The organism is Pseudomonas sp. BTN1, from assembly GCF_001907715.1.
Taxonomy (GTDB): domain Bacteria; phylum Pseudomonadota; class Gammaproteobacteria; order Pseudomonadales; family Pseudomonadaceae; genus Aquipseudomonas; species Aquipseudomonas paracarnis.
Window position 1 is genome coordinate 19,189 of record NZ_MPBM01000003.1, and the last position, 13,566, is coordinate 32,754.

At 64.3% G+C, this 13,566-nt stretch carries 1 protein-coding gene; it reads left to right on the plus strand.

The genetic code is table 11. From position 1 onward, the window contains the following. Positions 1-51: 51 nt before the first annotated feature. Entirely contained in the window at positions 52-12,948 is a 12,897-nt protein-coding gene (locus tag BMH52_RS01545) for a non-ribosomal peptide synthetase (protein WP_073842740.1), read from the plus strand. Positions 12,949-13,566 lie beyond the last annotated feature (618 nt).

Here is a 13,566-nt window from a genome sequence, read left to right on the forward strand (position 1 = left end):
CCTCCACCGACTTCCCGAATTTCCCGTAAGCCGATTTCAGGCAGGAACCCCATGATGGACGCCTTCGAACTCCCCCGCACCCTGGTCCAGTCCCTTCAACAGCGTGCTGCGCAGACACCGGATCAGGTGGCGTTGCGCTTCCTCGCCGAGAGCGCCGAGCACAGTGTGGTGCTCAGTTATCGCGACCTCGACCAACGCGCCCGCACCATCGCCGCTGCCCTGCAGGCCAACGTTGGCCTGGGCGAGCGTGCGGTGTTGCTGTTCCCCAGTGGCCCGGACTATGTGGCGGCGTTCTTTGGCTGCCTGTACGCCGGGGTGATCGCGGTGCCGGCGTATCCGCCGGAATCCACGCGTCGTCATCACCAGGAGCGCCTGCTGTCGATCATCAGCGATGCCGAGCCGCGCCTGCTGTTGACCATTGCCAGCCTCAGCGAGGGCCTGGCCCAGATTGAAAATGCGCCCACGGTATTGAGCGTCGACACCCTGGAGGCGCAGCAGGCCGACCAGTGGGTCGCGCCCGACCTGAAGGCCGACGACATCGCCTTCCTGCGATACACCTCCGGCTCCACCGCGTTGCCCAAGGGCGTGCAGGTCAGCCACGGCAATCTGGTGGCCAACGAAGTGCTGATCCGCCGTGGTTTTGGCATCGACCTCAACCCCGACGACGTGATCGTCAGCTGGTTGCCGCTGTACCACGACATGGGCCTGATCGGCGGCCTGCTGCAACCGATCTTCAGCGGCGTGCCCTGCGTATTGATGTCGCCGGCCTACTTCCTTGGCCGACCTTTGCGCTGGCTGGAGGCGATCAGCGAATACGGCGGTACCATCAGCGGTGGCCCGGACTTCGCCTACCGCCTGTGCAGCGAACGGGTCAGTGAGTCGGCCCTGGAGCGCCTGGATTTGAGTCGCTGGCGCGTCGCCTATTCGGGTTCCGAGCCGATCCGCCTCGACACCCTGGAACGCTTCGCGGAAAAATTCGCGGCCTGTGGTTTCACCCCGAATAATTTCTTCGCCTCCTACGGCCTGGCCGAAGCCACCCTGTTTGTCGCCGGCGGTACCCGTGGCCGTGGCATTCCCGCCCTGCGCCTGGACGAACAGGCGCTGGCCGCCAACCGTGCCGAACCGGGGCAGGGCCCTGCGATCATGAGTTGCGGCACCAGCCAGCCGGACCACGCCGTGCTGATCGCCGACCCGCACACCCTCACCGAGCTGCCCGACCAGTGCATCGGCGAACTCTGGGCCACCGGCCCGAGCGTCGTCCACGGCTACTGGCGCAACCCCGAAGCCAGCGCCAAGACCTTCGTCCAGCATGCTGGCCGCACCTGGTTACGCACCGGTGACCTGGGCTTTATCCGCGACGGTGAGGTGTACATCACCGGGCGCCTGAAAGACCTGCTGATCGTGCGCGGCCATAACCTCTACCCCCAGGACATCGAACAGACCATCGAGCGCGAAGTGGAAGGGGTGCGCAAGGGCCGGGTCGCCGCGTTTGCGGTGAATGACCAGGGCCTGGAAGGCATCGGCATCGCTGCGGAAATCAGCCGCAGCGTGCAGAAAATCCTGCCGCCCGAAGCGCTGATCAAAGCGATCCGCCAAGCCGTGGCCGAGGCCTGCCAGCAAGCCCCGAGCGTGGTGGTGCTGCTCAACCCAGGCGCTTTGCCGAAGACCTCCAGCGGCAAAGTGCAGCGTGCCGCCTGTGCGATTCGGCATGCCGATGGCAGCCTCGACAGCTACGCGCAGTTCCCCGGGCAGCAGGGGCAGGCGAGCGAAGTGGCGCTGGAATCGGACCTGCAACAGCGGATCGCGGCGATCTGGTGCGAGCAACTGCAACTGGCCCAGGTGGCGGGCGACGATCACTTTTTCCTGCTGGGGGGCAACTCCATCACCGCGACCCAAGTGGTCGCCCGCCTGCGCGAAAGCCTGGGGCTGGAGCTGAACCTGCGCCTGCTGTTCGAAGCGCCGACACTCGCGGCCTTTGCTGCGGCTGTGGCGCAACTGCAACAGGACGGCGGCGTGGCCCAAGGCGCAATGCACGCCTTATCGCGTCAAGAAGACCTGCCCCAATCCCTGGCACAGAACCGCCTGTGGATCACCTGGCAATTGGACCCTCACAGCAGCGCCTACACCATTCCAGGCGCCTTGCACCTGCGCGGCGAGCTGGATGAAGACGCACTGCGCCACAGCTTCCAGCAACTGATCCAGCGTCACGAAGCCCTGCGCACGCGCTTCTACGAGCGCGATGGTCAGGCGTTTCAGCGTGTCGAGGCTACGGCGGATTTCGAACTGCCGGTCATCGACCTCAGCGACTTGCCAAACGCCGTGCGCGAAGCCCGTGCGCAACAGGTTCGCGAAGACCAGGCGCGCAGCCCGTTCGATCTGGAAACAGGCCCGTTGCTGCGGGTTACCCTGGTGCGCCTGGGCGATGAAGAGCACCAACTGCTGGTGACGCTGCACCACATCATTGCTGACGGTTGGTCGCTGAATATCCTGATCGACGAGTTCTCGCGCCTGTACGCCGCTGCCGCCCAAGGCCAGTCCCTGGAGTTGCCGCCGCTGGCCTTGCAATACGCCGACTACGGCAGCTGGCAGCGCCAATGGCTGGCCGAAGGTGAGGGCCAGCGACAGCTGACGTACTGGAAAGCGCAGTTGGGTGACGAGCATCCGGCCCTGAACCTGGCCACCGATCACCCGCGTGCCGCCCAGCATCGGCACAGCGCCTCGCGCCATAGCCAGCGCCTGGATGCGCGCCTCAGTGCGGCGATCCGCCAGACCGCCCAGGCCCATGACTCAACGCCGTTCATGCTGCTGCTGGCGACGTTCCAGACCTTGCTCTATCGCTACAGCGGCCAGCGCGATATCCGTATCGGCGTGCCCAATGCCAACCGCGCACGCCATGAAACCCAGGGCCTGATCGGCTTCTTTATCAACACCCTGGTGCTGCGCGCCGAGCTGGACGGGCGCCTGCCGTTCAATCAGTTGTTGGCCGCCACCCGCGAGACCACATTGGCCGCCCAGGCCCATCAGGACCTGCCCTTCGAACAACTGTTGGAAGCCTTCCCCCAGGCCCGCGAACAGGGCCTGTTCCAGGTCATGTTCAACCACCAGCAACGTGACCTCAGTGCCTTGCGCCGCCTGCCGGGCCTGCTGGCCGATGAGTTGCCCTGGCACAGCCGCGAAGCCAAGTTCGACCTGCAACTGCACAGCGAAGAAGACCGCAATGGGCGCTTGAGCCTGTCGTTCGACTACGCCGACGAGCTGTTCGATTGCGCGACCATCCAGCGTCTGGCCGAGCACTTCATCCATCTACTTCACGCTGTGTGCGCGCAACCACAACACGCCATCGGCGATCTGCCTTTGATGCAGGCTGACGAACAGCAACCCTGGAGCGAGGCCCCCTGCGCGCCGGCCCGGCGCTGGCTGCCCGAGCTGCTCAACCAACAGACGTCGGACGCCACCGCATTGGTCTGGCAGGACGGCAGCCTGACATTCGCCCAATTGCACACCCAGGCCAACCGCCTGGCCCATTACCTGCGCGACAAAGGCGTCGGCCCGGACGTGTGCGTGGCTATCGCCGCCGAGCGTTCGCCGCAACTGCTGATCGGCCTGCTCGCCATCATCAAGGCCGGTGGCGCCTACGTGCCGCTGGACCCGGATTACCCCGCTGAACGCCTGGCCTACATGCTCAAGGACAGCGGCGTGCAACTGCTGCTCACCCAGACCGCCTTGCTCCCCCAACTGCCCAGCGCCGAAGGCGTGTGCGTGATTGCCATGGACAGCCTGCATCTGGACAGCTGGCCGACCCAGGCGCCAGGCTTGCACCTGCACGGCGATAACCTCGCCTACGTGATTTACACCTCCGGTTCCACCGGCCAACCCAAAGGCGTGGGCAACACCCACGGCGCCCTGGCCGAGCGTTTGCAGTGGATGCAGGCCACCTATCAACTGAACGAAACCGATGTGCTGATGCAAAAGGCGCCAATCAGTTTCGACGTGTCGGTGTGGGAATGCTTCTGGCCACTGATTACCGGCTGCCGCCTGGTATTGGCCGGTCCGGGCGAACATCGCGACCCGCACCGCATCGCGCAGCTTGTGCAGGAACATGGGGTGACCACGCTGCACTTCGTGCCACCGTTGTTACAGCTGTTTATCGATGAACCCCTGGCAGCCGAATGCACCAGCCTGCGTCGCCTGTTCTCCGGTGGCGAAGCCTTGCCCGCCGAGTTGCGTAACCGTGTACTGGCGCGCTTGCCCGCGGTGCAATTGCACAACCGCTATGGCCCGACCGAAACCGCGATCAACGTCACCCACTGGCAGTGCGCCGCCTCGGATGGCGAGCGCTCGCCGATTGGCCGGCCATTGGGCAATGTGATCTGCCGCGTACTGGACGAGCAACTCAACCCGCTACCGGCCGGTGTGCCGGGCGAATTGTGCATCGGCGGTATCGGCCTGGCGCGGGGTTACCTGGGCCGTGCCGGGCTGACGGCCGAACGTTTTGTCGCCGACCCGTTGGGCGCGGCGGGCACTCGGTTGTATCGCACCGGTGACCGTGCGCGCTGGAACGCCGATGGCGTCCTCGAATACCTCGGACGCCTCGATCAGCAGGTCAAGCTGCGGGGTTTCCGGGTGGAACCGGAAGAAATAGAAGCGCGCCTGCTGGCCCAGGCAGGCATCGCCCAGGCCGTGGTGCTGGTACGTGATGCCCAGTTGATCGGCTACTACACCGCCGACGCCGAACTGGATGAGCAAACGGTCAAAATCGCCCTGGCTGCCGAGTTGCCGGAGTACATGGTGCCCGCGCTGCTGATGCGCCTGGACGCCATGCCCCTGAGCCCCAGCGGCAAGCTCGACCGGCGTGCCTTGCCAGAGCCGGTATGGCAAACCCGCGAACACGTCGAACCGCATACACCTTTGCAACTGCACATCGCCGCGATCTGGCGCGAGGTGCTTGGCCTGCCACGCATCGGCCTGCGCGATGACTTTTTCGCACTCGGCGGGCACTCGTTGCTGGCCACGCAAATCATCTCCCGCACCCGCCAGGCCTGTGACGTCGAACTGCCGCTGCGCACCCTGTTCGAAGCCAGCGAGCTGGGGGATTTTGCCGAGCAGGTCGGGCTGATCCAGGCGGCGGGCCAGCGCAACCAACAGACGGCCATCGCCAAAGTCGACCGCAGCCAGCCGGTCCCCTTGTCCTATTCCCAGCAGCGCATGTGGTTCCTCTGGCAGATGGAACCGGACAGCCCGGCCTACAACGTCGGCGGCATGGCGCGCCTGCGCGGCGTGCTGGATGTGGGACGTTTCGAGGCCGCCTTGCAGGCCTTGATCATGCGTCACGAAACCCTGCGCACCACTTTCCCAAGTGTCGATGGTGTGGCCTGTCAAAAGGTCTCGGCGCAAACCAATGTGCGCATGGACTGGCAGGATTTCTCCGCGCTGAATGAGCCGCAGCGCCAGCAGCGTTTGCAGCAACTGGCCGATGTCGAGGCGCACACGCCGTTCAACCTGGAAACCGGGCCGCTGTTGCGCGCCTGCCTGGTCAAGGCCGGCGAGCAGGAACATTACCTGGTGCTGACCCTGCACCATATCGTCACCGAAGGCTGGGCCATGGACATCTTTGCCCGTGAACTCAGCGCCTTGTATGAAGCCTTTATCGACGAGCGCGACTCACCGCTGCCAGCGTTGCCGGTGCAGTACCTCGACTACAGCGTATGGCAACGCCAGTGGATGGAAGCCGGTGAGCGCCAGCGTCAGCTGGACTACTGGACCGCCCAACTGGGCAACGAACACCCATTGCTGGAACTGCCCGGCGACCGTCCACGGCCACCCGTGCAAAGCCACCGGGGCGAGCTGTACCGCTTTGATTTGAGCGATGAGCTGGCCGCCCGCGTGCGAGCCTTCAACGCCCAGCACGGCCTCACGCTGTTCATGACCATGACCGCGACCCTGGCGGTGTTGCTCTACCGCTACAGCGGCCAGACCGACCTGCGCATCGGCGCGCCAGTGGCCAACCGTATCCGTCCGGAAAGCGAAGGCTTGATTGGCGCGTTCCTCAATACCCAGGTGCTGCGTTGCCAGCTCACTGGGCAGATGCGGGTCAGCGAGCTGTTCGAGCAGGTGCGCCATACCGTGATCGAGGGCCAGTCCCACCAGGACCTGCCGTTCGACCATCTAGTGGAAGCCCTGCAACCGCCGCGCAGCGCGGCGTACAACCCGTTGTTCCAGGTGATGTGCAACGTGCAGCGCTGGGAGTTCCAGCAAAGCCGCCAACTGGCTGGCATGACCGTGGAGTACCTGGCCAACGATGCGCGGGCGACCAAGTTCGACCTCAACCTGGAAGTCACCGACCTCGACCATCGCCTGGGTTGCTGCCTGACCTACAGCACCGACCTGTTCGACGAGCCGCGTATTGCGCGTATGGCCGAGCATTGGCGCAACTTGCTTGAAGCGTTGGTCGCCGATCCTGGCCAGCGCCTGAGCGAATTGCCGTTGCTGAGCGCAGATGAACAACGCGCCTTGCAAGACAGCCTGGGGGTGGAGAAGGGCGAGCATCGCCTCGACCAGTGCATCCATCAACTGTTCAGCCAGCAGGCCAGCCAGCGGCCGGAGGCCCCGGCGCTGACCTTTGCCGGTGTGACCCTCTCGTATGCGCAACTGGATGAGCGCGCCAACCGCCTGGCTTGGATGCTGCGCGAGCGTGGCGTGGGCCCGCAGGTGCGCGTGGGCCTGGCGCTGCCGCGTTCGCTGGAAATGGTCATCGGTTTGCTGGCGATCCTCAAGGCCGGCGGTGCCTATGTGCCGCTGGACCCCGAATACCCGCTGGATCGCTTGCATTACATGATCGAAGACAGTGGCATCGGCCTGCTGCTCAGTGATGCGGCCCTGTTCGAAGCCCTGGGTGAATTGCCGGCGACGGTGGCGTGCTGGTGCCTGGAGGATGACTCGCCGGTGCTGGCCAATTACCCCGCCGAGGCGCTGCCGCTGGTGAGCCTGGCGCAACACCAGGCGTACCTCATCTACACCTCGGGTTCCACGGGCAAGCCCAAAGGCGTGGTGGTGTCCCACGGTGAGATCGCCATGCACTGCCAGGCGGTGATCGAGCGCTTTGATATGCGCCCGGATGACTGCGAGCTGCACTTTTACTCGATCAACTTCGATGCTGCCACCGAACGTTTGCTGGTGCCGCTGCTGTGCGGGGCGCGGGTGGTATTGCGCGCCCAGGGCCAGTGGGATGCCGAAGAGATCTGCGCGCTGATCCGTACCCATCGCATCAATGTGCTCGGTTTCACCCCCAGCTACGGCAGCCAGTTGGCGCAGTGGCTGGCGACCCAGCAACAGACACTGCCGGTGCGTATGTGCATCACCGGTGGCGAAGCCTTGACCGGCGAACACCTGCAACGCATCCGTGCGGCGTTTACGCCCCAGCTGTTCTTCAACGCCTACGGCCCCACCGAAACCGTGGTGATGCCCCTGGCCAGCCAAGCGCCCGAGCAGTTGGAGGAGGGCGCTGGCAGTGTGCCGATCGGTAGCATCGTCGGCGAGCGCGTGGCTTACATTCTCGACGCCGACCTGGCGCTGGTGCCCCAGGGCGCCAGCGGTGAGCTGTATATCGGTGGCGCCGGCCTGGCCCAGGGTTACCACCAGCGGCCGGGGATGACGGCGGAGCGCTTTGTCGCAGACCCGTTTGCTGGCAAGGGCGGGCGCCTGTACCGCACCGGCGACCTGGTACGCCAACGCGCCGATGGCCTGGTGGAGTACCTGGGGCGCATCGACCATCAGGTGAAGATCCGCGGTTTTCGCATCGAACTGGGCGAAATCGAAACGCGCTTGCTCGAACATGACGCTGTGCGCGAAGCGGTGGTACTGGCACTGGAGGCGCCGAGTGGCAAGCAACTGGTGGCGTACCTGGTCAGCGATGCCGAGCACGCCGCCTTGCGCGACGCGTTGAAGGCGCACCTCAAGGCGCAACTGCCGGACTACATGGTGCCCGCGCATCTGATCGTGCTGCAGAGCATGCCGCTGACCGCCAACGGCAAGCTAGACCGCCGCGCCTTGCCTGAGCCGGACCCAGAGGCCAATCGCCAAGCCTACGTCGCGCCCCGCAGCGAGCTGGAACACAGCCTGGCCGCCATCTGGTGCGCGGTGCTGAACGTGGAGCAAGTGGGCCTCGACGATAACTTCTTTGAACTGGGCGGCGACTCGATCCTGTCGATCCAGGTGGTGAGCCGGGCGCGCCAGGCCGGGATTCATTTCAGCCCCCGTGACCTGTTCCAGCACCAGACCGTACAGAGCCTGGCTGCCGTGGCGACTCGCTCGGAGCTCATCATCGCCGAGCAAGGATTGCTGACCGGCCCCTCGGGCCTCACGCCGATCCAGCACTGGTTCTTCGACACCGACATCCCGGCGCGCGAGCACTGGAACCAGGCATTGGTGCTCAAGCCACTGCAACTGCTCGATGCCCATCGCCTGGAGCAAGCGTTGCTGGCGGTGCTGGAACACCACGACGCGCTGCGCTTGAGCTTTACCTCGCGCGATGCGCAATGGCATGCCGAATACTTGGGCGTGCCGGAAGGCGGCGTGCTGCTGCAGGCGCAGGTGCGCGACATGCAGGCGTGCACGGCGTTGTTCACCGACACTCAGCGCAGCCTCGACCTGGCACAGGGGCCGCTGTTGCGCGCCTTGCTGGTGGACGGGCCGCAAGGCCAGCAACGCTTGCTGATCGCCATCCATCACCTGGTGGTGGACGGCGTGTCGTGGCGCGTCCTGCTGGAAGACCTGCAAAACGTTTACCACCAACTCAGTGAAGGCCAGTCCGTCAGCCTGCCGGCCAAGACCAGCGCGCTGCGCGATTGGGCTGCGCGCTTGCAAGCCTATGCCCACAGTGAATCCCTGCGCGAAGAGTTGAGTCTGTGGCAAGCCCTATTGGCTGGCCCCGCCGTGACCTTGCCGGTGCATCGCCCACACGGAACATTGCGAAACTGCGATGCCGACACGGTCAGCGTGCGCCTGGATGCCGAGCGCACCCGGCAGTTGCTGCAACAGGCGCCGAGTGCCTATCGCACCCAGGTCAACGACCTGTTGCTCACCGCCCTGGCCCGCGTACTGTGCCGCTGGAGCGGGCAGGCCTCGGCACTGATCCAACTGGAAGGCCATGGCCGCGAAACCTTGTTCGATGACATCGACCTGACCCGCAGCGTGGGCTGGTTTACCAGTGCCTACCCGTTGCGTCTGACGCCGCAGGCCGAGCAAGGCGACTCGATCAAGGCGATCAAGGAGCAACTGCGTGGCGTGCCGCATAAAGGCTTGGGTTATGGCGTACTGCATTACCTGGCCGATGATCTGTGCAAGCAGAGCATGGCCGCATTGCCGAGCGCGCAGATTACCTTCAACTACCTGGGCCAGTTCGACCAGAGCTTTGGCACTGACGCGCTGTTCCATCCGCTGGAGGAATCCGCCGGTCAGGCCCATGACCCGGATGCGCCGTTGCCCAACGAACTGAGCATCGACAGCCAGGTGTATGGCGGCGAGCTAGTGCTACGCTGGACCTTCAGCCGTGAGCGGCATGATCAGCAGGTGATTGGCGATCTGGCCGAAGCTTACCTGGCCGAATTGCACAGCCTGATCGCCCATTGCCTGCAGGACGATGCCGGCGGCCTCACGCCGTCCGACTTCCCCCTGGCGCGCCTGAGCCAGGTGCAACTGGACGCCTTGCCGGTCCCGGCCAGCGCCATCGAAGACGTCTACCCGCTGACCCCGATGCAGGAGGGCTTGCTGCTGCACACGCTGCTGGAGCCCGGCACCGGCCTGTATTACATGCAGGATCGCTATCGCATCAACAGCGCCCTGGACCCGGAGCGTTTTGCCCAGGCCTGGCAAGCGGTGATCGCCCGCCACGAAGCCTTGCGTGCCTCGTTCTGCTGGAACGTCGGCGAAGACATGCTGCAAGTGATTCACAAGCCCGGCAGCACGCCGATTGAGTACCTGGACTGGAGCACCGACCCGCAGGATGAGCAGGAGCCGCGTCTGCAAGCCTTGCTCAAGGCCGAGCGCGAAGCCGGCTTTGACCTGCTCAATCAAGCACCTTTCCACTTGCGCCTGATCCGCGTGGCCGAGGCGCGCTACTGGTTCATGATGAGCAACCACCACATCCTGATCGATGCCTGGTGCCGTTCGCTGCTGATGAATGACTTCTTCGATATCTACACAGCCCTGGGCGAAGGCCGCGATGCGCAACTGGCAGCGCCGCCGCGCTACCGCGACTACATTGCCTGGCTGCAACGCCAGGACCTCAACGAAGCGCGCCAGTGGTGGCAGCAAAACTTGCAAGGCTTCGAGCGCGCCACGCCGATCCCGAGCGACCGCCCGTTCCTGCGCGAACACGCTGGTGGCAGCGGCGGCATGGTGGTGGGCGACTGCTACACCCGCCTGGATGCCCGCGACGGTGCGCAACTGCGCGAACTGGCCCAGGCGCATCAGCTTACCGTCAACACCTTCGCCCAGGCGGCGTGGGCCCTGGTGCTGCGGCGTTTGAGTGGTGATCGCGATGTGTTGTTCGGCGTCACCGTGGCCGGGCGCCCGGTGGACATGCCCGAGATGCAACGTACCGTCGGCCTGTTTATCAACAGCATCGCGTTGCGGGTAAAACTGCCCGAGGACGGCCAGCGCTGCAGCGTGCGCCAGTGGTTGAGCGCCTTGCTCGACAGCAATATGCAATTGCGCGAGTACGAATACCTGCCGCTGGTGACGATCCAGGAGCATAGCGAACTGCCCAAGGGCCAGCCGCTGTTCGACAGCCTTTTTGTGTTCGAGAACGCGCCAGTGGAAGTCTCGGTGCTGGACCGTGCGCAAAGCCTGAACGCCACCTCGGATTCTGGCCGTACCCACACCAACTTCCCGCTGACGGCGGTGTGCTATCCAGGCGATGACCTCGGTTTGCACCTGTCCTACGACCAGCGTTATTTCGACGAAAGCACCGTGCAAGGCATGCTCGCTGAATTCAAGCGCCTGTTGCTGGCGCTGGTGCAGGGCTTCCATGGTGACATGGACGAGCTGGCGCTGATGGGCGAGCAGGAGCGTGAGTTTCTCGTGGAAGGCTGTAACCAGAGCGCACATGCCTACCCGCTGGAGCGCAGCTATATCGAGTTGTTCGAGGCGCAGGTCGCACAGCATCCGCAGCGTATCGCCGCCAGTTGTCTTGACCAGCAATGGAGCTACGAGGATCTGAATCGCCGCAGCAATGGCCTCGGCCACGCGCTGATTGCGGCGGGTGTCGGCCTGGACCAACCGGTGGCGTTGTTGGCTGAACGTGGGCTGGATTTGCTGGGCATGATCATCGGCAGCTTCAAGGCCGGCGCCGGCTACCTGCCGCTGGACCCGGGCCTGCCGGGCCAGCGCCTGAGCCGCATCATCGACCTGAGCCGCACGCCGTTGCTGGTGTGCACCGAGGCGTGCCGTGAACAGGCCATCGAGTTGCTCGAAGGTGTCGATTGCCAGTTGCTGGTGTGGGAGGAAATTCCCGCCCGTGGTGAAAACCCAGGTGTCTACAGTGGCCCGGACAACCTTGCCTACGTGATCTACACCTCAGGCTCCACCGGCTTGCCCAAGGGCGTGATGGTCGAACAGCGCGGCATGCTCAACAACCAGTTGAGCAAGGTGCCGTACCTGAACTTGAGCGACGCCGATGTGATTGCCCAGACCGCGTCGCAAAGCTTCGATATTTCCGTGTGGCAGTTCCTCGCCGCGCCGCTGTTTGGCGCGCGTGTGGACATTGTGCCCAATACCATCGCCCATGATCCGCAAGGGTTGCTGGCCCACGTTCAAGCACAGGGCATCACCGTGCTGGAGAGTGTGCCGTCGCTGATCCAGGGCATGTTGGCCCAGGAGCGTATCCGCCTCGACGGCCTGCGCTGGATGTTGCCGACCGGGGAGGCCATGCCACCTGAGCTGGCCCATCAGTGGCTGCTGCGTTACCCGCAAATTGGCCTGGTGAATGCCTACGGCCCGGCGGAATGCTCCGATGATGTGGCCTTCTTCCGCGTCGATCTGGCGTCGACCCGTGGCACTTACCTGCCGATTGGTACGCCGACCGACAACAACCGTTTGTACCTGCTGGACGGCGCTTTAGAGTTGGTGCCTCAAGGGGCGGTGGGCGAGTTGTGCGTCGCCGGCACCGGTGTCGGTCGTGGCTATGTCAGCGATCCGCTGCGCACCTCCCAGGTGTTTGTACCCAATCCCTTTGGCGCGCCTGGTGAGCGCCTCTACCGTACCGGCGACCTGGCACGGCGTCGCAGCGATGGGGTGCTGGAGTATGTCGGGCGTATCGACCACCAGGTGAAGATTCGCGGCTACCGCATCGAACTGGGTGAAATCGAAGCGCGCCTGCATGAACAACCCCTCGTGCGCGACGCGGCGGTGGGTGTGCAAGAGGGGGCCAGTGGCAAACATCTGGTCGGCTACCTAGTGGCCGCCGATGCCACGCTGGAACCGAGTGAACAGCTGGAGCGCGTCAAGCAACGCCTGCGTACCGAACTGCCGGAATACATGGTGCCACTGCATTGGCTATGGCTTGACCGCCTGCCCCTGAATGCCAACGGCAAGCTCGACCGCAAGGCCCTGCCGGCCCTGGAGATCGGCCAGTTGCACAATCAGGACTATGTGGCGCCGCGCACTGAACTGGAAACTACGTTGGCGGGTATCTGGGCCGAGGTGCTGAAGGTCGAGCGGGTCGGGGTGCAGGACAACTTCTTCGAACTGGGCGGGCACTCGCTGCTGGCCACGCAGATTGCCTCGCGGGTGCAGAAGACACTGCAGCGCGATGTACCGTTGCGGGCGATGTTCGAGTGCAGCACCGTGGCGGAGTTGGCCGAGTATATCGAGGGGGGGGCGGGCAATGAGATCAGTGCCGAGAAGGTGGATCGGTTGAGTGATTTGATGGCAGAGTTGGAGGGGCTTTGATCTTCGTTGTCTGTCAGGGCCTCATTGCAGCATAGGCATCTACACAGCTGGACCTGTGGCGAGGGAGCTTGCTCCCGTGACGGCCTGGCAGCCGACGCTGATCGAGCTGGTGCACCGCGATCCAAATGTGGGAGCTGGCTTGCCTGCGAAGACGGCCTGCTAGCCGACACCTATCTACCTGAGGCCCCGCGATCAAATTGTGGGAGGTGGCTTGCCTGCGATGGCGGCCTGACAGCCGACGCAGTTATACCGAGTACATATCCATTCCTGCGGTAACGGCCACTTAGGGTTCCGCTTTTACAGCGGGTCACTTTTGGAAAAGAGCCCCAAAAGTAACCAAAAGGGCTCTTGCCCCACCACTCGGCACCTCGCCTAGGCTCGGTGTGCCCGTAATCCGCCAGTGATTTGGGGGGCCGCCGCCACGCGCCATCCATGGCGCGGGGCGGCTAAACCGGCATCCCTGCCGGTTTACCCCCCAAATCCCTGTCGAATTCCGGCCAGCGTGGTTTAACGGGGCGCCTGAGATCAAGATCAAAAGCAGATCAAGATCAAGAGCGGCTCGCTTCGCATCGTGGTTACCGTTGAGCCCTACAGCGTTGTGTAGATACTGTCCCTTAA

What these genes read in the sequence shown, in the direction of transcription:
- BMH52_RS01545 (WP_073842740.1), top strand. Translation starts at nt 52, where the DNA reads ATGATGGACGCCTTCGAACTCCCCCGCACCCTGGTCCAGTCCCTTCAA.